The organism is Bradyrhizobium sp. 18BD, assembly GCF_054185225.1.
Genome location: NZ_JAVAYL010000017.1, coordinates 91474 through 112659, shown reverse-complemented (window position 1 = coordinate 112659; position 21186 = coordinate 91474). Strand labels below are relative to the sequence as shown.

The following is a 21186-nucleotide window of genomic DNA, read 5'->3' as shown; positions in this document are numbered from 1 at the left end:
GCCATCATCTTGAAAGCTTACGGCACCGGCATCGCCCGCGGGGTGCGATGGAAGCGGTTCGAGCTTGCCATCCAGTTCGGCAGCGGCGCGCCATCGCGGTGCCGCCCGCCGGCGACCGCCGCAGCCCAGGCCACTGCAGCGCCGACCAGCGCTGCCGCCGCCACCGAGAAGGCGACGATGACCGAGTTGCGCCGCGCGCGGTTGATCGCCGTTCGCGCGTCCGCGATCAGTGTATCGACCCGGCGCTCGGAATCGGCGGCCGCAAGGCCTGTCAGTGCGGTGACCTGCTGCACGAGATAGTTGCGATCATCGACGCTGACGCCGCTGTGGCTCGACGACGTCATCAGGATGCGGCCTGCTTCGGCTCGGGCTTCCCGAATGTCGGCAGGAGCCCGCCGTGGCGCGCGGTACAATTTGTCGAGCTCATAGCTGAGCAACGGCTCAGCGGAGCTCGCATTGCCGCTTGCGCTGCGCGTCGGCGAGCGATCGATCGCGGCCGCACCAAGGATCGCCAGCAGCACGGCGCCGATCAGCACGGCAAGCGCCCAGGACGTCAGGCCATGAAGCCCGTCGCGCCGCTCGGCATCGTCCTCGATCGTGGCCAGCTCGGGCGCCGGCCGCGCCGTCCTTCCGGCAATGTAGCCGCCAAAGCCGAAGCTGATAATCGCCTGGATCATCAGATACAGCCCCGACAGCAGCGCCAGCGCCGCCGACGCATCGCGCCAGCTCGGCGAAGCCGAACTGACGCCGAGACCGATGGCTACGCCAAAGCCGACCAGAATGAACGACATCGCGCCGGCGGCCAAAGCGCCGGCAATGACGGAGCTCCACTGGATGCTCCGCCGCTCCCCGGCGTCGATGAGGCTGCCTTCCATGACGTCTTCCCGCACGAGAGATTCGATCGCCATCGCTTTTCTCTCTATCGCAGGCCGAAGAACGACAAGATCGCCATGATCACGACGATCAAACCGATGAGATAGATCAGTCCGTCCATAGTCCCATCCTCCTCAAACACTCCGGGGCGCTAATGAGGAGGACTGACGAACGTTCCTATTTTGCATCACCTGCGGAACGAATCCGCAGGATGCGAATTGTCTGCACAAGTCCCAAGGATGAAGATTGTGAGCATAGGGCCTCAGCCGGTCAGCCCCCCGGCTGGGGCCCTTTCGTATTTCAACCGTGCGACATCAGTTCCCCACACGTAACATTATTGCGGGTCGACACTGTTCCGGCCGCCGTGCTACCGCAGGCGGATCAGAACGCCTGAAGTGACCTCGTGACGTCGATCCGCCGCCCCCACAGCATTCGCTCCCTGCGCAACTGGCGCGGGCTCGTGGCCGTGCTGGTGGCAACGATGTACCTGCTGTCGGGCATGCTCCACGGCGCGCATGACATTGACGTCACCAGCCCCTCCGGCGGCTCGGAGATCGCCTCGATCCTCGACGAGGGTTCCGCAGGCCATGACGATCACAAGGCGATCGGCGGCCATCACTGCCACGGCTGTTTCTCGATCGCCGTCATCCAGCCGCTGCAATCCGAAGCCGCCGCCGACGTCATCGCAGCACCGGTCGCGCAGCGCGAGCCCGCGCTGATCGGCATTGCGCCGGATACGGACTCCCCGCCCCCCAAGCACCTGACCTGAACTGATCAGCCGGGCGCCCCGCGCGCTCACGATGCTATTGTTCACAGGTCACCTTCATGTCTTGCAGACGGACTGCCGCGCGCATCGCGTGCGCGATGGCGATTGTCGTCGGCCCCTGGCTGGCGCAGCACGCACACGCCCAGACCCTGACCATGCGCGCCGCACTGTCTCGCGCGCTGGCCGCGAGCCCGCGCCTGACGGCGGCCGAGCGCGATGTCGGCATCGCGACGGGCCAGCGCATCCAGGCGGGCGCTCTGCTCAATCCGGAACTGTCCTATGAGCAGGATAATTCGTTCGGCTCCGGCATCTATCGCGGCACCAAATCGGCCGAGACCACGCTGCAGATCAGCCAGGCCTTCGAGCTGTTCGGCAAGCGCGAGGCGCGGATCGCCGCAGGCGCCGCCGGCATCGAGGTCGCCGCGATGCAGCGCAAGGCGATCAGGCTGGAAGTGCTGTCGGAGACCGCGATCGCCTTCCTCAGCGTGCTCGGCGCGCAGCGCCGCATCCAGATCCTCGACGAGCAGATCGCCGCCATCGACCGGTTGACGCCGCTGCTGCGCCGCCGCGTCGAGGCCGGCGCCTCCTCGCCGGCCGAAACCGGCCGCGCCGAGGTCGCCTCGGCGCTGGTGAAGGCCGACCGCGAGCGCTTCAAGGCAACGCTGGCCAGCGCCCGGCGCGAGCTTGCCGTGCTGATGGGCGATCCCGCGACCAAGTTCGGCGAGGTCTCCGGCCGGCTCGACAGCATGGTCAAGCCGCCGACCTTCCAGTCGGTGGTCGCCGCCATCGATGCCAATCCGCAGCTGGTGCGCTGGACCGCCGTCTATGCCCAGCGCAATGCCGAGCTGCTGATGGCGCGGCTGCGACCCTATCCCGACGTGCGGATCGCCGCCGGCTGGCGCCATTTCAACGAGACCAATGACGACGCGGTACGCCTCACCGTCTCGGTGCCGATCCCCGTGTTCGACCAGAACCAGGGCAACATCCTCTCGGCGCAGGAGAGCCTCGCCAAGACCAAGGCCGAGCGCGAAGCCAACCGCAACACGCTGATCGTGGTCGCCGGCCGCGCTTACGACTCGGTGCAAGGCTCGCTGCGCGAGCTCGCGGTGCTGCGCGAGACGGCAATCCCCAAGGCCACCGAAGCTTCGGAGGCGATCTCGCAGGGCTACGGCCAGGGCCGCTTCACCCTGCTCGAAGTGCTCGATGCCCAGGCGAGCGTGACCCAGGCGCGGCTGCGCGAGCAGGAGGCGCTGCAGAACTTCCACGTTGGCGTAGCCACCATCGAGGGCCTCGTCGGCAATCCCTTTGCGCTGGCCCGGGAGAGCGCGCGATGAAGACGTCCTCAGCCATCTTCGTTGCCGTCGTTGCCGCCGCGCTCGGCGCTTACGGCTATTCCCAGCTCGTACCGACGAAGGTCACACCGGCCGAGCATGCCGCGGAGAAGAAGCCCGAGAAGCCGAACGACCATGTCGAGCAGGACGAGCACGGCGCCGACCGCATCCGCATCTCCGACGTCAAGCTGGCCGCCGCCGGCGTGACCCTGGCGGAGGCCGCGAGCGCGACCCTGACCGACACGCTCTCCTTCAACGGCATTTTGCGCGCCAACCAGGAGGCGGTCGTTCAGGTCACTCCCCGATTTCCCGGAATTGCAAAATCGATCCAGAAGCGCATCGGCGACAAGGTCGGCAAGGACGACCTGCTCGCCGCCATCGAGAGCAACCAGAGCCTCACGGTCTACGAGCTCAAGGCGCCGATACCAGGCACCGTCATCGAGCGGCAGATCTCGCTCGGCGAATACGCCTCCGAGCAGAAGCCGGCCTTCGTCGTCGCCGACCTCTCGACGATCTGGGTTGATCTCTCGATCTACCGGCAGGACCTCCGGCGCGTGCGCCTGAACGACGAGGTGCTGATCGATCCCGACGACGGCCGCGGCGAGATCAAGGGCACGATCTCCTACATGGCGCCGATCGGCTCGAGCGAGACCCAGACCGCGCTCGCCCGCGTGGTGCTGCCCAATCCGGACGGCCGCTTGCGCCCAGGCCTGTTCGTCACCGCGCGGCTGATCCTCGCCGCGCGCAACGTCGCGGTCGCGGTGCGGCGTAGCGCGATCCAGACGCTGGAGAACAAGACCATCGTGTTCGTCCGCGAGGACGGCGACAAGATCGAGGCGCGCCCGGTCGAACTCGGCGATTCCGATCCGAGATTCGTCGAGATCCGCGCCGGTCTCTCGCCGGGAGAACGCTACGTCGCCGAGAACAGCTTCGTCGTGAAGGCGGAGATGGGCAAGGGAGACGCCGATCATGATTGACGCGCTCCTCGCCTTCTCGGTCCGCCAGCGCTGGCTGGTCGTCCTGCTCGCGCTCGCGGCCGGCGCGTTTGGCGCCTGGAATTTCACCCGCCTGCCGATCGATGCCGTCCCTGACGTCACCAACGTGCAGGTCCAGATCAACACGCGCGCGCCGGGCTTGTCGCCGCTCGAGGCCGAGCAGCGCATCACCTTCCCGATCGAAACCGCGATGGGCGGTCTGCCAAAGCTCGACTACACCCGTTCGATCTCACGCTATGGGCTGAGCCAGGTCACCGTCGTGTTCCAGGACGGCACCGACATCTATTTCGCACGCCAGCTCGTCAATGAGCGCATCCAGCAGGCGAAGGATCAGTTGCCTGCCGGCACCGAGGTCGCGATGGGGCCGATCTCGACCGGGCTCGGCGAGATCTATGTCTACTCCGTCGAGGCCAGGGACGGCGCCAGGTCGCCGACCGGCGCCGAGTTCACGCCGACGGAACTGCGCACCATTCAGGACTGGATCATCAAGCCGCAACTGCGCACCATTCCCGGCGTGATCGAGGTCAACTCGATCGGCGGCTATGAGCGGCAATTCCACGTGCTGCCGATCCCCGGCCGGCTGATGGCCTACAAGCTCGGCTTCCGTGACATCATGACGGCGCTTGCCGCCAACAACGCCAATGTCGGCGCCGGCTATATCGAGCGCAACGGCGAGCAATATCTGGTCCGCGCCCCCGGCCAGGTCGCCAATATCGCTGATATCAGCGATATCGTGATCGGCTCGCGCGGCGGCGTGCCCGTGCGCATCCGCGACGTCGCCGAGGTCAGCGAAGGCCAGGATCTCCGCACGGGCGCGGCGACGACGAACGGCAGCGAGACCGTGCTCGGCACGGCGATGCTGCTGATCGGCGAGAACAGCCGCACGGTCGCGCAGCGCGTGAAAGCGAGGCTCGCGGAGATCGCGAAATCGCTGCCCGATGGCGTGATCGCGCGCGCGGTCTATGACCGCACCTATCTGGTCGAAGCCACCATCCAGACCGTCGAGAAGAACCTCGTCGAGGGCGCGGCGCTGGTAATCGCGGTGCTGTTCCTGATCCTCGGCAACATCCGCGCCGCGCTGATCACCGCCTGCGTCATTCCCCTCTCCATGCTGTTCACGATCACGGGTATGGTCCAGAGCAAGGTCAGCGCTAATCTGATGAGTCTCGGCGCCATCGACTTCGGCATTATCGTCGATGGTGCGGTCATTATCGTCGAGAACTGCCTGCGGCTTCTCGCCGTCGAGCAGCACCGGCGCGGCCGGCTGCTGACGCTGGAGGAGCGGCTTCAGACCATCCGCGACGGCAGCAGCGAGGTGATCAAGCCGAGCCTGTTCGGCACGCTGATCATCGCCGTAGTGTACCTCCCGGTCCTGACCCTGACGGGGACCGAGGGCAAGATGTTCACGCCGATGGCGCTGACGGTGCTGATGGCGCTTGCGGGTGCCGCATTGCTGTCGGTGACCTTCGTGCCGGCGGCGGTCGCGATCTTCGTCACCGGAAAAGTCTCCGAGAAGGAGAACGTGTTCATGCGGGCGGCCAAGCGGTTCTATGTGCCGCTGCTCGACCGTGCCATCCGCTACCGCCGCAGCGTCGCGTTCGGCGCCGTGCTGATCGTCGCCGGCAGCCTGTTCGCTGCGACGCGCATGGGCGGCGAATTCATCCCGAGCCTAGACGAAGGCGACATCACCATCGAGACGATCCGCATTCCCGGCACCAGCCTGACTCAGAGCGTGGACATGCAGCTTCGGCTGGAGCAGGCGGTCAAGCAGGTGCCTGAAGTCGCGACGATCTTCTCCAAGATCGGCACCGCCGAGATCGCCAACGATCCAATGCCGCCGAACGTCGCCGACACCTACGTCACGCTCAAGCCGCGCGACCAATGGCCCGATCCCGCCAAGCCGAAGAGCGAGGTGGTCGCCGAGCTCGAGCACGCCGCCAACACCCTGCCCGGCACCGCTTACGGCATGACCCAGCCGATCCAGATGCGCGTCAACGAGCTCATCGCCGGCATCCGCAGCGACGTCGGCGTCAAGATCTTCGGCGACGATCTCGACGTGCTTGCCGGCATCGCCCAGCAGGTCAACGGCGTGGTGCACGGCATCGAAGGCGCGGCCGACGTCAAGACCGAGCAGATCGCGGGTCTGCCGATCCTCACGGTCAAGCTCGACCGCCAGGCGCTGTCGCGCTACGGCCTCAGCCTCAGCGAGGTGCAAAACCTCGTCGAGATCGCGATCGGCGGCAAACCGGCCGGAAAGCTGTTCGAGGGCGATCGGCGCTTCGACATCGTGGTGCGCCTGCCGGAGAGCCTGCGGGCCGATCCGGACGCGATCAAGTCGCTGCCGATCCCGCTGCCCCCTGGCGAGGATGTCGCAGCCGTCACCAAGACCGCATGGCCGGGCGGAAACACCGCACTGCGCTACGTGCCCCTCTCCTCCGTCGCGGCGATCGAGATCGCGCCGGGCCCGAACCAGATCAGCCGCGAGAACGGCAAGCGCCGTGTGGTGGTGATGGCCAATGTCCGGGGACGCGATCTGCGCTCCTTCGTCGCCGAGGCGCAGGACGCCGTCGCCGAGAAGGTCAAGCTGCCGCCGGGCTACTGGATCGGCTGGGGCGGCCAGTTCGAACAACTGGTCTCCGCCACCAAGCGGCTGACGATCGTGGTGCCGGTGGCGCTGCTGCTGGTGTTCCTGCTGCTGTTCATGGGGATGGGTTCGGCGGCGGATGCAGCGTTGGTGTTCTCCGGCGTGCCGCTGGCGCTGACCGGCGGTGTCATGGCGCTGCTGCTGCGCGGCATTCCGCTGTCGATCAGCGCCGGGGTCGGCTTCATCGCGCTGTCCGGTGTCGCCGTGCTCAACGGCCTCGTCATCATCGCCTTCATCGAGCGGCTGCGCAGCGACGGACGATCCGTTGCCGATGCCGTGCGCGAAGGCGCACTGACGCGGCTGCGCCCGGTGCTGATGACGGCGCTGGTTGCTTCCCTCGGCTTCGTGCCGATGGCGCTCGCCACCGGCGCCGGCGCCGAGGTGCAGCGGCCGCTCGCAACCGTGGTGATCGGCGGCATCATCTCCTCGACCATCCTGACGCTGCTGGTGCTGCCCGCGCTCTACGTGCTGTTCCGCCGTGACGTGGCACACGAAACACCTACAATGGCGCCTGATTTGGCCGCTTCCGAGGAGCGCTAGGTTTGGGCAACCACGACCATCACGATCATCACCAGCATGATCATGCCGATCACGGGCATGGCCATAGCCATGATCACGCCCAGGGCGCCGGACACGTCCACGCGCCCGCCAATTTCGGCAAGGCGTTCGCGATCGGCATCACGCTCAACACCGCGCTGGTCGTCGCCGAGGCGGTCTACGGCTATATCGGCAACTCCACCGCCCTGCTCGCGGACGCCGGCCATAATCTCTCCGACATGCTCGGCCTCGTCGTGGCCTGGGGCGCATCGATCGCGGCGCGGCGCGCGCCGAGCGGCCGCTTCACCTATGGCCTGCGCGCCTCAACGATCCTGGCTGCACTGGCGAACGCCGTATTCCTGCTGGTCGCAACCGGCGCGATCGGCTGGGAGGCGATTTTGCGCCTGCGCGAGCCGGAGCCGGTTGCGGGCGTCACCGTGATGGTGGTGGCCGGCATCGGCATCCTCATCAACGGTTTCACCGCGATGCTATTCGCGAGCGGCCGCAAGGACGACATCAACATCGAAGGCGCGTATTTGCACATGGCCGCCGACGCCGCGGTCTCGCTCGGCGTCGTGGTCTCGGCAGCGCTGATCATCTGGACCGGCTGGCTCTGGCTCGACCCCGTCACCAGCCTCGTGATCTGCGCCACCATCCTCTGGAGCACCACCAGCCTTTTGCGCGGCTCCATCGACATGTCGATGGCGGCGGCGCCCAAGGGGACCGACCTTGCCGAAATCAGGGCGTTCCTGCTGGCGCGGCCGGGCGTATCGGCGATCCACGATCTGCACGTCTGGCCGATCTCAACCACCGAGACGGCGCTGACCTGCCATCTCGTCATGCCCGCCGGCACCGTCGACGCGTTCCTGATGGAGACGGCGCAGCTCCTGAAGACGACCTACCGCATCGGCCACACCACACTTCAGGTCGAGACCCATCCGGACAATGGCTGCGCGCTGGCGCCGGATGATGTGGTGTGAGGGGGTGCGGATGATGCTCGCCGATTAGGGCGCCTCCGCATTCACACCGTCATTAGGGACGACGAGGTTGGAGCAGCGTCCCAAATCTCTCACCGTCACTCTGAGGTGGCCGCTTCTTCAGCGGCCCTCGAAGGGCGACGGCCCGGCTGCATCTCGGCCGTTCATCCTTCGAGGCTCCCGGCGCGATGCTGCGCATCGCGCCGCTGGATGACGGGTCTGATAGACACGCGCCTTACGAGGCCCTCGCCGTCACGATCCAGATCGCGCCCTGCAGCGACACGCTCTGCCCTTTCAGGAACGGCGCGAGCGTCTCGCGGATCGAGGCTTTCGCGGCGGCGTACGTCTCCGGCGGATGGCCCTGCAGCGCGCGGCTGGCGGGGCCGATCTGGAGCGAGCCGTCGACGGCGGCATCGAGCCCGCCACCGATGGCGATGTCCATCGGCAGATTATGCGGCGCCATCGCCACGTCCGCGAAGCCGGCGCCTTTCAGGATGCGCATCACCCGCTCTTCCGAGGCGAAGGCGAACGGGCCCGGCTCTTCCGGCCCGACCGGCGGCATCTTCGGCACGTGCTTGTAGACCGCCATCAGCGGCGCCATCATCCACGGATTTTCCTTCGGCTCGCGCCAGCAGGCGAAGGCGAGCCGTCCGGACGGCTGCAGCGCACGGCGCAAATTGATGAAGGAGGCGATGGGGTCGGCGAAGAACATCACGCCGAAGCGCGAGGCGAGCAAATCGAAGCTGGCCGGCTCGAACGGATAGACCGTCGCATCTGCCAGCACGAAATCGAGCGGCAGGCCCTTTGGCGCAAACGCGCGCGCCTGCGACAGCATCGGTTCGGATACGTCGAGGCCAAGCGCAAAGCCGTCGGGCGCCACCGCCTTCGCGAACGCAAACGTCGTCGCACCCGAACCACAGCCGACATCGAGAACGCGCTCGCCCGGCTTCGGCCTTGCGCGTTCGATCAGCACGTCGGCGATGGGTCCGAGCAGGCTCTCCTGTGCCGAATGACGCTCGGCCCAACGCTGGCCGCTCGGGCCGTTCCAATAGGCGATCTGGTCGGCGTTCTGCTCGTGCCCGCTTGGCTGTTCCATGGTGTCCCCAGTCTGTCGGATCCGCGCGATGCGTTCCGTCGCGGTTCTGCGACCGCACAGCGGCGATATCACGTCGGAATGACGGGTGCACCCTTCCGGGGGGCGCTCCGTCGCGTCGTCAGGCCCGGACTTACCAGAGTGCGATGGTCGAACCGCCTTGGCTCATGCGGCGCGCTTCGCGCAGGCACGCTCGGCAGCAATGGCGATAGATAAGATCCAGCAGCGCACACATTGGGCCAACCCTCCGCTGTGACTTGCGGGGATGACCTTGGCCCATACAGGCCCGGGCGGCTGTGACAATGATCACAAATGGTTCGGCCTCGCTTGGTCGAAGCTAGCCGCCCAACTCCCGCCCTCGCCTGTTGGGCTTTGGCGTGGCGGCCCGCATCGCTGCGCGAGCGCAAGATGGTGGGCGATCACGGATTCGAACCGCGGACCCTCTCGGTGTAAACGAGATGCTCTAACCAGCTGAGCTAATCGCCCCATGGCGCCTCTTTATCCTTACCCGCCCCCTAGGGGCAAGTGCGGAACGGCAATCCTGGCACCCTCAATCCCTCGGCCTGCCCGGCAGCAGCGGCACTGCATCGATCCAGACAGCGGCCGATTGGCACCAGATCTGCCTGACCGGGCGCAGGGCGTCGCGCTGGCGGATCGCGCCCCAGCGGATGCCCCAATCGTCGGCCTGGTCGCCCTCGCCGCTGGTGAACAGCGGGGAACCGCAATCGGCGCAGAAGTGCTGGAAGCGCATCCGGCCATTGTCGCCGCGCTTGCCGTAGACCATTGGCGTGCCGCCGGTGAGCCTGACGTCGGCAGCGGTGCAGATCGCCGTCACCCGGAACGGCGATCCCGTCAGGGCCTGGCAATCCCGGCAATGGCAGACCGAGACCGCATCAGGGTCGATCTCGGCCTCAAAGGTGATCTTGCCGCAATGGCATTGCCCGTCGATCTGCATCGCCCGCGTCCCTTGCCCCCAAACAAAAACGGCGCCCGAAGGCGCCGTTTTATCATCTTTTCGAATTGCGATCTCAGTGAGCGGTCAGGCCGCCGGCGGCTTCGTCGCCGTCCGGCTTCACCGTCACCTTGGTGTCCTCTTCCCAGACGATCGGCACGGGCTTCTTCACCAGCGCCTTGGCGACGACGTCGTCGAGACGGGAGACCGGGATGATCTCCATGCCGCCCTTGATCGCATCGGAAATCTCCGTGAGATCCTTGGCGTTGTCTTCGGGGATCAGCACCGTCTTGATGCCGCCGCGGGCAGCCGCCAGCAGCTTCTCCTTCAGACCGCCGATCGGCAGCACGCGACCACGCAGCGTGATCTCGCCGGTCATCGCGACATCATGGCGGACCGGAATGCCGGTCATGACCGAGATGATCGCGGTGGCCATGGCGACGCCCGCCGACGGACCGTCCTTCGGCGTCGCGCCTTCCGGCACGTGCACGTGGATGTCACGACGGTCGAACATCGGCGGCTCGATGCCGTAGTTGATCGCCCGCGAGCGGACGTAGGACGCCGCCGCCGAGATCGACTCCTTCATCACGTCGCGCAGATTGCCCGTGACGGTCATCTTGCCCTTGCCGGGCATCATGACGCCTTCGATGGTCAGCAGCTCGCCGCCGACATCGGTCCAGGCAAGGCCGGTGACGATGCCGACCTGCGGCTCGCTCTCGATCTCGCCGAAGCGGTACTTCGGCACGCCGAGCAGCTCTTCCAGAGTCTTCTCGGTGACCTTGACCGACTTCTTCTTGGAGATCATCAGCTCCTTCACCGCCTTGCGGGCGAGTGTGGAGAGCTCACGCTCCAGGTTACGCACGCCCGCTTCGCGGGTGTAGCGGCGGATCAGAAGCAGCAGCGCGTCGTCGTCGATCGAGAACTCCTTGGAGTCCAGGCCGTGCTTGGACACCGCGTTCGGGATCAAATGCTTGCGCGCGATCTCGACCTTCTCGTTCTCGGTGTAGCCCGCGATCCGGATGATCTCCATGCGGTCCATCAGCGGTCCGGGAATATTGAGCGTATTCGCGGTCGTGATGAACATCACGTTGGACAGATCGTAGTCGACCTCGAGATAGTGGTCGTTGAAGGTCCCGTTCTGCTCGGGGTCGAGGACCTCGAGCAAGGCCGAGGATGGATCGCCGCGGAAGTCGGCGCCCATCTTGTCGATCTCGTCCAGCAGGAACAGCGGATTGGACGACTTCGCCTTCCGCATCGACTGGATGATCTTGCCGGGCATCGAGCCGATATAGGTGCGGCGGTGACCGCGGATCTCGGCCTCGTCGCGCACGCCGCCGAGCGAGACGCGCACGAACTCACGTCCGGTCGCCTTCGCGATCGACTTGCCGAGCGAGGTCTTGCCGACGCCGGGAGGACCGACGAGGCACAGAATCGGGCCCGTCAGCTTGTTGGCGCGCGACTGCACCGCGAGATACTCGACGATGCGTTCCTTGACCTTCTCCAGTCCGTAGTGATCAGAGTCCAGAACGGCCTGCGCCGCTTCCAGATCCTTCTTCACCTTGGACTTCTTGTTCCACGGAATCGACAGCAGCCAATCCAGATAGTTGCGCACGACGGTCGCTTCCGCGGACATCGGCGACATCTGGCGCAGCTTCTTCAATTCATGCTGCGCCTTATCGCGCGCTTCCTTGGAGAGCTTGGTCTTGGAGATCTTCTCTTCGAGATCGGCGAGCTCGTCGCGACCGTCGTCGTCGCCGAGTTCCTTCTGGATCGCCTTCATCTGCTCGTTGAGATAATACTCGCGCTGGGTCTTCTCCATCTGGCGCTTGACGCGCGAGCGGATGCGCTTCTCGACCTGCAGCACCGAGATCTCGCTCTCCATCAGGCCCAGCACCTTCTCCAGGCGCGTGGTGACGGACAGCGTCTCCAGGATGCCCTGGCGATCGGCGATCTTGACCGCGAGATGCGAGGCAACGGTGTCGGCGAGCTTGGCGAAATCGGTGATCGCCTGCACGACGCCGACGACCTCGGCCGAGATCTTCTTGTTGAGCTTCACATAGCTCTCGAAGTCGGACACGACCGAGCGCGCCAGAGCCTCGGCCTCGACCGACTTCGCATCGGTGTCGGCGAGCGCCACGGCGGTCGCTTCGTAATAGTCGGCGCGATCGGTGTACTTCTGCACGCGCGCACGCTCAAGCCCTTCGACCAGCACCTTCACGGTGCCGTCGGGAAGCTTCAAGAGCTGCAGCACGCTGGCGAGCGTACCGGTCTCGTAAATCGCATCGGGCGCCGGATCATCGTCGGACGCGTTCTTCTGCGTCGCGAGCATGATCAGCGCGTCGTTCTTCATCACCTCTTCGAGCGCGCGGATCGACTTTTCGCGACCGACGAAGAGCGGAACGATCATGTGCGGGAAGACGACGATGTCGCGCAGCGGCAGCACGGGATAGGCGTGCGTTTCGCCGTGGACGATGGTTGGCCGGGGTTTTGGATTAGTCATGGCCTTTTCCTTTTGCTTTGCCCCCTTGCACGCAGCCCGCCGTCTTCATGCGCAACCGCCACAAGGTGCCGACGTGATCCGAAAAACCGGTCTACCATTCGTAGGTTGGACCGGGCTTGCCGGATCGGAACAGAGGCGAATCTTGAACAGAATTCTCGCTCGCCGTCGACATTAGGTGGCTATCGACCGGGGGGGTGTCAAGTCATTGAAAGACGCGCGCCATCAGGCGCTTACGCACGCAAATAAGCGACGCAACATCGGCTGCGGAAGAGCATTCCGCAGCCGCCACTATGAAAGACGGTTGGAGCGTGCAGCGCCGCAAATCAGGCGCTGGCATTCTCGACGGCGCGATCGGTCCGATCGGCGTAGATGTAGAGCGGACGGGCCGTACCTTCCACGACTTCGCGCGAAATCACGACTTCTTCCACACCTTCCAGGCCCGGCAGGTCGAACATGGTCTCGAGCAGGATCGCCTCGAGGATCGAACGCAGACCACGCGCGCCGGTCTTGCGCTCGATCGCCTTGCGGGCGACCGCGCCAAGCGCCTCGTCGGCGAAGGTCAGCTCGATGTTCTCCATCTCGAACAGCCGCTGGTACTGTTTCACCAGCGCGTTCTTCGGCTCGGTCAGGATCTTCTTCAGCGAGGTCTCGTCCAGATCCTCCAGCGTCGCCACGACGGGCAGACGGCCGACGAATTCCGGGATGAGGCCGTACTTCAGCAGGTCCTCAGGCTCGACGTGACGGAAGATTTCGCCGGTACGGCGGTCCTCCGGCGCCATCACCTGGGCCGCGAAACCGATCGAGGTGGACCGCCCGCGCGCCGAGATGATCTTCTCGAGGCCGGCGAACGCACCGCCGCAGATGAACAGGATGTTGGTGGTATCCACCTGCAGGAACTCCTGCTGGGGATGCTTGCGGCCGCCCTGCGGCGGGACCGAAGCCACCGTGCCTTCCATGATCTTCAGCAGCGCCTGCTGCACGCCCTCACCCGACACGTCGCGCGTGATCGAGGGATTGTCGGACTTACGGCTGATCTTGTCGATTTCGTCGATGTAGACGATGCCGCGCTGGGCGCGCTCAACATTGTAGTCGGCAGCCTGCAGCAGCTTCAGGATGATGTTCTCGACGTCCTCACCGACATAGCCGGCTTCGGTCAGCGTCGTCGCGTCGGCCATCGTGAAGGGCACGTCCAGGATGCGGGCGAGCGTCTGCGCGAGCAGCGTCTTGCCCGAGCCGGTCGGACCGATCAGCAGGATGTTCGACTTCGCGAGCTCGACGTCGTTGTGCTTGGTCTGATGGTTGAGGCGCTTGTAGTGGTTGTGCACCGCGACCGACAGGACCTTCTTCGCATGGCTCTGGCCGATGACGTAATCGTCCAGCACCTTGCAGATTTCCTTCGGCGTCGGAATCCCGTCGCGCGACTTGACCAGCGAGGATTTGTTTTCCTCGCGGATGATGTCCATGCAGAGCTCGACGCACTCGTCGCAAATGAAGACCGTGGGACCCGCGATCAGTTTGCGGACTTCGTGCTGGCTCTTGCCGCAGAACGAGCAATATAGCGTGTTCTTGGAGTCGCTCGTGCCGACCTTACTCATTCCTGTCTCCGTCCGCGGTTCGATCCCGTTCCGCTCGATCGCTCCATTCCGACACGACGGTCGGCATGAAGTTCAAATAGAGCAAATTCCGTACCAAAAAAGACCCTACGCGTTACATCCCGTGCGAATCACGGTCACTCGATTCTCCCGCGATCATAGCCGATCATTCGTAGCCAACCATGCTGTCACCCGACTATCAAGAATTCGCTAATCGGGGGTCGCCGGCTACCCGTGACAATACCGTGATTTCCGGTCTTGGCACGGGCGAAGTGATGGAAATCACCCCGGCGTTGCTGGATTGCCACGAAAAACAAGCACGAAAGCGGAACTTTCTGCCTGCCGCAGGGCGCAAATCAGCGTCTTTCAGCGCATACGCGCGCTCGAAACGTGAACGCCGCCCTGATGGTTACGGCGATCCCAAAGGTATCGCCGTAACAGACCAGTAGTGCTACGGGGCCTTCGCTGCCGCCGGTTCCTCGGCGCGCTTGTCGATGACCTTGTCGACCAGACCGAACTCCTTGGCGTCGTTGGCGGTCAAGAACTTGTCGCGCTCCAGCGCGTCCTCGATCGTCTTGTAGGTCTGGCCGGTGTGCTTCACGTAGATCTCGTTGAGCCGCTTCTTCAGGTTCAGGATTTCCTGAGCGTGCAGCATGATGTCGGTGGCCTGGCCCTGGAAGCCGCCGGAGGGCTGATGGACCATGATGCGCGCGTTCGGCAGCGAGAAGCGCATGTCCTTCTCGCCGGCGCAGAGCAGCAGCGAGCCCATCGACGCGGCCTGACCGGTGCAGAGCGTGGAGACCGGCGGGCGGATGAACTGCATGGTGTCGTAGATCGCAAGGCCCGACGTCACCACGCCACCCGGCGAGTTGATGTACATCGAGATTTCCTTCTTCGGATTTTCCGCCTCAAGGAACAACAGCTGCGCGACGATCAGCGTCGACATGCCGTCCTCGACCGGACCGGTCACGAAGATGATGCGCTCTTTCAACAGGCGCGAGAAAATGTCGTAGGCGCGCTCGCCACGGTTGGTCTGCTCGACCACCATGGGCACGAGGTTCATGTAGGTTTCAACCGGATCGCGCATGAGTCACCTAGGTTTTTCGGACGCTGACACCGCGCCTCTTGGCTGGCCAGTTGGGCTGGATTTGCCGGAGGGCGATGGACGTCCCGTGATGCAGGACTAGTTAGTAGAGGAACTCGGGTACAGGGCGTACCGACAGATATAGCCCAAATCGCGCCAGACAAGTGCGGAGCGAATTAAGGCTTAATCCACCGGGGAGTTGAAGCTGATTCTCGCAAGAAGGCCCAGCCAGCCACATGGCTAGCCGGGCCTGATCGCTGATCATCCTTAATAGAGGGCTGTCTCAACGCCTTCAGGCGGCGGTCTTTTCCGCCTCGTCATCCTTGTACAGGTCTTCGCGCGAAACCTTCTTCTCGGTCACGTTGGCGAGCTCGAGGATGAAGTCGACGACCTTGTCCTCATAGATCGGTGCGCGAAGCTGGGCGAGCGCTTGAGCGTTGTTGCGATAGAAGTCCCAGACCTCCTTCTCGCGGCCGGGCATCTGGCGCGCACGCTCGATCACGGCGCGACCCACCTCGTCGTCGGTCACGGTGATCTTGTTCTTCTCGCCGATCTCGGAGAGCACGAGGCCGAGGCGCACGCGACGGTCGGCGATCTTGTGGTACTCTTCCTTGGCCTTGTCCTCAGTGGTGTCCTCGTCGGCAAAGGTCTTGCCGGCGGAGTCCATCTCGGCCTTGACCGAGTTCCACATCAGATTGAACTCCTCCTCGACCAGCGAGGGCGGTGCCTCGAAGCGATGCGCCTCGTCGAGTCGGTCGAGCAGCGCGCGCTTGACGCGCTGGCGCGTCGCACCGGCGAACTCGGCGGTCAGACGCTCGCGCGCGGCTTCCTTCAGCTTGTCGAGCGATTCGAGGCCGAGCGTCTTGGCGAACTCGTCGTCGATCGCGACGTCCTGCGGCGCTTCGATCAGCGTCGCGGTGGTCTCGAACTCGGCCGGCTGGCCGGCGAGCTTCTCGCTCATGTAGTTCTTCGGGAACGTCACCTTCAGCGTGCGCGTCTCGTTCGCGCCGATGCCGATCAGCTGCTCTTCGAAGCCGGGGATGAAGGTGTTGGAGCCGATCACGACCTGGATCCCCTCGCCGGCGCCGCCCTCGAAGGCTTCGCCGTTGATGGTGCCCTTGAAGTTGATGGTGACGCGGTCACCCGACTCGGCCTTGGCGCCGTCGGCCTTCGCGGCATAGCCGCGGTTGGTGTCGGCGATGCGCTTGATGGCCTCGTCGACGTCGGTGTCGGACACGTCGGCGACCGGCTTCTCGACCTGGAAGGTTTTGAAGTCGGCGAGCGCGATCGACGGCACCACCTCGATGGCAACGGTGTAGGTCAGATCGGTCTTGCCGTTCAGCAGCTCCTCGACCTCGGCCTGCTCGCTCGGCATGGTGATCTTCGGCTCGGTCGCAAGGCGGAAGCCGCGCTCGGAGAACAGCTGCGTGTTGGTGTCGCGGATGGTCTGGTCGATGGTCTCGGCCATCACCGAGCGGCCATAGACCTTCTTCAGATGCGTCACCGGCACCTTGCCGGGACGGAAGCCGTTGATGCGGACCTTGTCCTTGAGATCGACGAGCTTGGCACCGGCCTTGGCGTCGAGATCAGACGCGGGAACGCTGATCTTGAACTCGTGCTTCAAACCTTCCGAGAGGGTTTCTGTGACCTGCATGGCGTCTAATCTTCTTCTCGCTCGGTCCCGGCACGTTGCGCGTCGGGACGCTGTCATTAATCGATCCAGCGCGAGGCGAATGCCTCAACGCCGGTGGTTCATCGAGCCCGGCTCCAGGCGGAAAAACATCCGCGCGGAGCAAGGCCCCTCAGTAATCCGTGCAAACGCTGAAAGCGCTTGGTGCGGGCGGAGGGACTCGAACCCCCACAACTTTCGTCACTGGAACCTAAATCCAGCGCGTCTACCAGTTCCGCCACGCCCGCGTGAATTTGCATCAAGACCGGCCGCGATGCCGCGGGCGGCCGGGCTTATAGCATGTGCCTGACTGTTCGCAGCAAAAAAATGGCCGGTTGGAGGCCCTCTTCAAGTAGGCACGATGGCTGGACTTGTCCAGCACATCATGGTCCGGATTTGCCCCATGAAAACGCGGATTCTCGACCCCGACAGGCGCGAGGTTTTGGCCGGGCTCGGAGCCTCCGTTGGCGCCACCCTCGGAGCCTCGGCGGCCGGGCTGGTTGCGGGCGGCGCGGCCCCGGCGATCACCGCTCAGCTCGCCCTCCAAGCGCGGCCCGCAACCCTCGCTCTCAAGCCGGGGCAGCCGGCTACACCAATCTGGGAGCTGGCCGCCGTAAGCCACGTCGGGGACGTCCGTCTCAAGCGCGGCGACCGCTGCGAATTGGTGTTTCGCAACGACCTGCCTGTGCCGCTTGCCCCAGCCTGGTACGGCCTCAATGGCCCGGCCGCTGCCGACCCGCTCCGGGGGCGCGCGCCGACCGCGCCGGACGCCGTCGAAACATCAATTATTTCAATACCAAACGCCGGGACCCTGCTGGCCGACTTCCGCCTGTTCGAGGACGGCCTCAAGCAACCTGCCCGCCCACTTCCCCTCGTCGCCAGCGAGGCCAGTCGCATCGCCGTCGACCGCGACGTGATCCTGCTGATCGAGGAATGGCGCCTGCGGCCGGATGGCACCGCGATTCCTCCCGGCCGCGAGGCGAAGGACACGACGGCGCTCTATACGCTCAATGGGCAGACTTCATTCGAAGTCTCAGCCACGGCCGGCGAACGGCTCCGGCTGCGCTTTATCAACGGCTCGCAACGCTCTGTTCTCGCAATCAAATTGGAGAATCACGAGGTCCAGGTCATGGCCCTGGACGGCCAGCCGGCCGAGCCGTTCCCGGCGCGCAACGGCGCCCTGGTGCTGGCGCCGGGCGCGCGGGCCGACGCCTTTGTGGACGCGACCACATCGGCCCCTTTCCTGCTCCATGACGGCAAGGAGGCGCGCCAGGTCGGAAGCCTCAAGATGTCCGGCAAGCTCGAGCGCGCACTGCTCTCGCCGCCTCAGCCGCTGCCCTCGAACGACCTGCCCGAGAAGCTCGACCTCCGAGGCGCCCTGCGGTTCGATGTCGCGCTTGGCGCGCCCGAGGCCGGCTGGGGGAGGCCGGCAAACTTCTCCACCGCCTCAGCGCCGACGTTCCGCGCCAGGACCGGCCGCACCGTCGTTCTGGCCCTGAAGAACCCCGGCCCGGCCACGACTGTGTTCCACCTGCACGGCCACCATTTCCGCCTGCTCGACAAGCTCGACGATGGCTGGAAGCCCTACTGGCTCGACACACTCGCGGTCGAGCCCGGCCAGACCCAGCGCATCGCCTTCGCCGCGACCTCGCCGGGGCGATGGCTGATCGAATCTGTTGTGACGGACTGGGCCGCACCGCGGCTGGTGCGTTGGTACGCGGTCGAGTGAGACTCTGTAGGATGGGTAGAGCGCAGCGAAACCCATCGCCGTCGCACCGAGTTTCGAGATGATGGGTTTCGATGCGCTCTACCCATCCTACTCGGCACCTCAGAACTCGATCCCGAGCGCGTTGTAGATCCGCCGGTGCACCGCCGGCAGCGTCTCGGTCAGGTCCTCCGCGATCAGGCCCGGCCCGGCCTCGCTTCCCGCCTCGCCATGCATCCAGACGCCGATGCTGGCGGCTTCGAACGCCGGCACGCCTTGCGCCAGGAGCCCGGCGATGATGCCGGCGAGCACGTCGCCGGCGCCCGCGGTGGCGAGCCAGGGCGGTGCGTTGGCGGCGATGGTGGCGCGGCCGTCGGGCGCGGCGATCGTGGTGTCGGGGCCCTTCAGCAGCACCACGGCGCCGGAGCGCTCGGCGGCGGCGAGGACGCGTTCGAGCTTCGAGCGACCCGGAGTCTTGTTGCTGAGGTCGGAGAACAGGCGCGGAAACTCGCCCTCGTGCGGCGTCAGCACGACGGAATTATCCTGCGACGACTTGATTGATTCAAACAGCCGCTCGGGATTTGCGGCGAAGCTCGTCAGCGCATCCGCGTCAAGCACCAGGTGCCGTTGCGCCGCGAGCGCGGTGCGAACAATATCGCAGGTGCGCTCGCCGACGCCCGCACCGGGGCCGATCATGCAGGTGTTGTAGCGCTTGTCACCGAGCAGCTCGCCGAACTCGACCACGGTGTCGACGGGGCGAACCATCACGGCCGTCAGCGCGCTCGCATTGATCGCGAGCGCGTCGCGCGGCGTTGCCAATGTCACGAGGCCCGCACCGGCGCGCAATGCGCCGCGTGCAGCGAGCCGCGCCGCACCGGTCGCCGCGGCATCGCCGGACACCGCCAGCACATGCCCCCGCGCGTATTTATGGCCGTCGATGCGGGGCACGGGAAAGGCCGCGCCCCAGAAATCCGGATCGTTCTCGAAGATCTCGGGCCCGATCTCGTCCAGCACCTGTGCGTCGATCCCGATATCGGCGACGCGCACCCGGCCGCAATGCATGCGGCCCGGCAGCAGCAGATGCGCCGGCTTCTTGCGGAAGAAGGTGACGGTCTCGGTGGCGTTGACGGCCACGCCCAGCACCGCCGCATGGGTGCCGTTGATGCCGCTCGGCAGGTCGACCGCCAGCACGGGCGCGCCGTTGGCGTTGATCGCCTCGATCATCGCGCGTGCCTCGCCCTCGACGGGACGGCTGAGGCCCGCACCGAACAGGGCATCGATAATCAGCGCCGGCTTTCCGATCGCCTGCGGATTGAACGGGAGCACGGGATGCTTCCAGCCGCGCGCGGCGGAGGCCGCGTCCCCCTGGAGCTGGTCGCGCTCGCACATCAGGATCACCGAGACCTCGCGGCCCTGGGCGGCGAGCTCGGCGGCTGCGACAAAACCGTCGCCGCCATTGTTGCCGGGGCCGGCGACAATCAGGATCGGCCCCTCCTCCACCAGCGCATTGGCGGCTTCCGCGACGGCCTGGCCCGCGCTCAGCATCAGCTTGAAGCCGGGCGTGCCTGCCGCAATGCTGAGCTGGTCAGCGCGCTGCATTTCAGCGTTGGTCAGTACTTCCATGCCACTTCCCTGGTCCAATCGCCTTTTCAACAGGCACGTTCCGTGCCGGCACATCCTACGGAACAGCGATCTGCACAGATATTGAACCGTTTGCCTATTTCGTAGTCTGCGGTATTTTGAGCCGGTCGACTCCACCTATCGGGTGCGCTCGTTAAAAGGCTGATAACGCTCCAATAATCAGGGCATTTGCAACTTGGCATAGACCCTGCTTTCGAGGAAGCCGCTTCGGTTTGTCGTGCTCACTGGCATCCATCAGGGTGTGGCCGGCCGTCGTTGCCGGGCTGGTCAGGCATCCCGGCATACCGAAGACAAGATCGTGCGTGAGACAAGCGCATCCTGACGAAGACGTTGCTATTTGATCGAAAGGCCGGGAGGCGCGCAGTGAAGAAAATCGAAGCCATCATCAAGCCGTTCAAGCTCGACGAGGTGAAGGAAGCGCTTCAGGAAGTCGGCCTTCAAGGCATCACCGTCACCGAAGCCAAGGGCTTCGGCCGGCAGAAGGGCCACGCCGAGCTTTACCGCGGCGCAGAATACATCGTCGACTTCCTGCCCAAGGTGAAGATCGAGATCGTGATCGGCGACGATCTGGTCGAGCGCGCCATCGACGCGATCCGCCGCGCCGCGCAGACCGGGCGCATCGGCGACGGCAAGATCTTCGTCTCCAACATCGAAGAGGCGATCCGCATCCGAACCGGCGAATCCGGGCTGGACGCTATCTGAGCCGGGTGCTATCCCGAATTTTGCGACACTCTGAAAGAAAAAAGGCTGCTTCGGCGGCCTGATTTCGTTTGTGCGGTTGCGCCAACTCGCCGAAAGCGAGAACGAATCTGCTCATCTGGAAACCG

Annotated in this window: 16 protein-coding genes and 2 tRNA genes; 8 read left to right on the top strand and 10 right to left on the bottom strand. The window is 65.2% G+C overall.

Features of this window, described 5'->3' with window-relative positions; genetic code table 11:
• Positions 1–17: 17 nt before the first annotated feature.
• Positions 18–908: a hypothetical protein gene (locus RAD16_RS28015; RefSeq protein ID WP_458161056.1), complete on the bottom strand. Its 891-nt coding sequence runs from the start codon at positions 906–908 to the stop codon at positions 18–20.
• 368 nt (positions 909–1276) lie between these two features.
• Between RAD16_RS28015 and RAD16_RS28010 the strand changes: the two genes are divergently transcribed.
• Genes RAD16_RS28010 through RAD16_RS27990 form a run of 5 tightly spaced genes read left to right on the top strand, consistent with a single transcriptional unit; the run spans position 1277 to position 8126 of the window.
• The gene (locus RAD16_RS28010) at positions 1277–1642 is read left to right on the top strand and encodes a hypothetical protein (RefSeq protein WP_458161055.1); all 366 of its coding nucleotides are present in this window, start codon (positions 1277–1279) and stop codon (positions 1640–1642) included.
• Between the two features lie 56 nt (positions 1643–1698).
• A complete protein-coding gene (gene ihpA / locus RAD16_RS28005) occupies positions 1699–2973 on the top strand; it encodes a divalent metal ion exporter subunit IhpA (RefSeq protein ID WP_458161054.1) in 1275 nt (424 codons plus the stop codon).
• Positions 2970–3947: a divalent metal ion exporter adaptor subunit IhpB gene (gene ihpB / locus RAD16_RS28000; protein ID WP_458161053.1), complete on the top strand. Its 978-nt coding sequence runs from the start codon at positions 2970–2972 to the stop codon at positions 3945–3947. Before ihpA ends, ihpB begins: the two co-directional genes overlap by 4 nt.
• Positions 3940–7149 carry a divalent metal ion exporter subunit IhpC gene (gene ihpC, locus RAD16_RS27995; RefSeq protein WP_458161052.1) on the top strand — a complete coding sequence of 1070 codons (3210 nt, stop codon included), beginning with the start codon at positions 3940–3942 and terminating at the stop codon, positions 7147–7149. Before ihpB ends, ihpC begins: the two co-directional genes overlap by 8 nt.
• Before the next feature lie 2 nt (positions 7150–7151).
• Positions 7152–8126, top strand: coding sequence for a cation diffusion facilitator family transporter (locus RAD16_RS27990; RefSeq protein ID WP_458161051.1), 975 nt, complete (start codon positions 7152–7154; stop codon positions 8124–8126).
• A 232-nt stretch (positions 8127–8358) separates the two neighbouring features.
• On the opposite strand, the gene RAD16_RS27985 is transcribed toward RAD16_RS27990, so the two are convergent.
• The 5 genes from RAD16_RS27985 to clpX form a co-directional block, all read right to left on the bottom strand.
• Positions 8359–9219: a methyltransferase domain-containing protein gene (locus RAD16_RS27985; RefSeq protein WP_458161050.1), complete on the bottom strand. Its 861-nt coding sequence runs from the start codon at positions 9217–9219 to the stop codon at positions 8359–8361.
• A 406-nt stretch (positions 9220–9625) separates the two neighbouring features.
• A tRNA-Val gene (locus RAD16_RS27980) sits at positions 9626–9702 on the bottom strand.
• Positions 9703–9766: 64 nt separating this feature from the next.
• Entirely contained in the window at positions 9767–10171 is a 405-nt protein-coding gene (locus tag RAD16_RS27975; protein ID WP_458161049.1) for a GFA family protein, read from the bottom strand.
• A gap of 73 nt (positions 10172–10244) precedes the next feature.
• Entirely contained in the window at positions 10245–12668 is a 2424-nt protein-coding gene (gene lon / locus RAD16_RS27970; RefSeq protein WP_458161048.1) for an endopeptidase La, read from the bottom strand.
• A gap of 323 nt (positions 12669–12991) precedes the next feature.
• On the bottom strand, positions 12992–14263 hold the full coding sequence (gene clpX, locus RAD16_RS27965; protein ID WP_018642420.1) for an ATP-dependent Clp protease ATP-binding subunit ClpX: 1272 nt from the start codon (positions 14261–14263) through the stop codon (positions 12992–12994).
• Between the two features lie 179 nt (positions 14264–14442).
• On the opposite strand from clpX, the gene RAD16_RS27960 reads away from it, so the two are divergent.
• Positions 14443–14709 carry a hypothetical protein gene (locus RAD16_RS27960; protein ID WP_458161047.1) on the top strand — a complete coding sequence of 89 codons (267 nt, stop codon included), beginning with the start codon at positions 14443–14445 and terminating at the stop codon, positions 14707–14709.
• A 2-nt stretch (positions 14710–14711) separates the two neighbouring features.
• On the opposite strand, the gene RAD16_RS27955 is transcribed toward RAD16_RS27960, so the two are convergent.
• From RAD16_RS27955 to RAD16_RS27945, 3 genes are all read right to left on the bottom strand, one after another.
• On the bottom strand, positions 14712–15347 hold the full coding sequence (locus tag RAD16_RS27955) for an ATP-dependent Clp protease proteolytic subunit (protein WP_063683139.1): 636 nt from the start codon (positions 15345–15347) through the stop codon (positions 14712–14714).
• Between the two features lie 289 nt (positions 15348–15636).
• Positions 15637–16998, bottom strand: a complete 1362-nt coding sequence (gene tig / locus RAD16_RS27950; protein WP_458161046.1) for a trigger factor — start codon at positions 16996–16998, stop codon at positions 15637–15639.
• A 178-nt stretch (positions 16999–17176) separates the two neighbouring features.
• Positions 17177–17261, bottom strand: a tRNA-Leu gene (locus RAD16_RS27945).
• 155 nt (positions 17262–17416) lie between these two features.
• Between RAD16_RS27945 and RAD16_RS27940 the strand changes: the two genes are divergently transcribed.
• Positions 17417–18742 (top strand): multicopper oxidase family protein, encoded by a 1326-nt coding sequence (locus RAD16_RS27940; protein ID WP_458161045.1) that lies wholly within the window; start codon positions 17417–17419, stop codon positions 18740–18742.
• A gap of 99 nt (positions 18743–18841) precedes the next feature.
• Here the strand turns inward: RAD16_RS27940 and RAD16_RS27935 are convergent, their stop codons facing one another.
• Positions 18842–20341 carry an NAD(P)H-hydrate dehydratase gene (locus tag RAD16_RS27935; protein ID WP_458161044.1) on the bottom strand — a complete coding sequence of 500 codons (1500 nt, stop codon included), beginning with the start codon at positions 20339–20341 and terminating at the stop codon, positions 18842–18844.
• A gap of 381 nt (positions 20342–20722) precedes the next feature.
• On the opposite strand from RAD16_RS27935, the gene RAD16_RS27930 reads away from it, so the two are divergent.
• Entirely contained in the window at positions 20723–21061 is a 339-nt protein-coding gene (locus tag RAD16_RS27930) for a P-II family nitrogen regulator (RefSeq protein ID WP_007603495.1), read from the top strand.
• The last annotated feature ends 125 nt before the right edge of the window (positions 21062–21186 follow it).

Bases quoted from the DNA above. Each gene is read 5' to 3' on its own strand.
- RAD16_RS28015 (WP_458161056.1), bottom strand. From the start codon at position 908: ATGGCGATCGAATCTCTCGTGCGGGAAGACGTCATGGAAGGCAGCCTC.
- ihpA (WP_458161054.1), top strand. From the start codon at position 1,699: ATGTCTTGCAGACGGACTGCCGCGCGCATCGCGTGCGCGATGGCGATT.
- ihpB (WP_458161053.1), top strand. From the start codon at position 2,970: ATGAAGACGTCCTCAGCCATCTTCGTTGCCGTCGTTGCCGCCGCGCTC.
- ihpC (WP_458161052.1), top strand. From the start codon at position 3,940: ATGATTGACGCGCTCCTCGCCTTCTCGGTCCGCCAGCGCTGGCTGGTC.
- RAD16_RS27985 (WP_458161050.1), bottom strand. From the start codon at position 9,219: ATGGAACAGCCAAGCGGGCACGAGCAGAACGCCGACCAGATCGCCTAT.
- RAD16_RS27975 (WP_458161049.1), bottom strand. From the start codon at position 10,171: ATGCAGATCGACGGGCAATGCCATTGCGGCAAGATCACCTTTGAGGCC.
- lon (WP_458161048.1), bottom strand. From the start codon at position 12,668: ATGACTAATCCAAAACCCCGGCCAACCATCGTCCACGGCGAAACGCAC.
- clpX (WP_018642420.1), bottom strand. From the start codon at position 14,263: ATGAGTAAGGTCGGCACGAGCGACTCCAAGAACACGCTATATTGCTCG.
- RAD16_RS27960 (WP_458161047.1), top strand. From the start codon at position 14,443: ATGCTGTCACCCGACTATCAAGAATTCGCTAATCGGGGGTCGCCGGCT.
- RAD16_RS27955 (WP_063683139.1), bottom strand. From the start codon at position 15,347: ATGCGCGATCCGGTTGAAACCTACATGAACCTCGTGCCCATGGTGGTC.
- tig (WP_458161046.1), bottom strand. From the start codon at position 16,998: ATGCAGGTCACAGAAACCCTCTCGGAAGGTTTGAAGCACGAGTTCAAG.
- RAD16_RS27940 (WP_458161045.1), top strand. From the start codon at position 17,417: ATGAAAACGCGGATTCTCGACCCCGACAGGCGCGAGGTTTTGGCCGGG.
- RAD16_RS27935 (WP_458161044.1), bottom strand. From the start codon at position 20,341: ATGGAAGTACTGACCAACGCTGAAATGCAGCGCGCTGACCAGCTCAGC.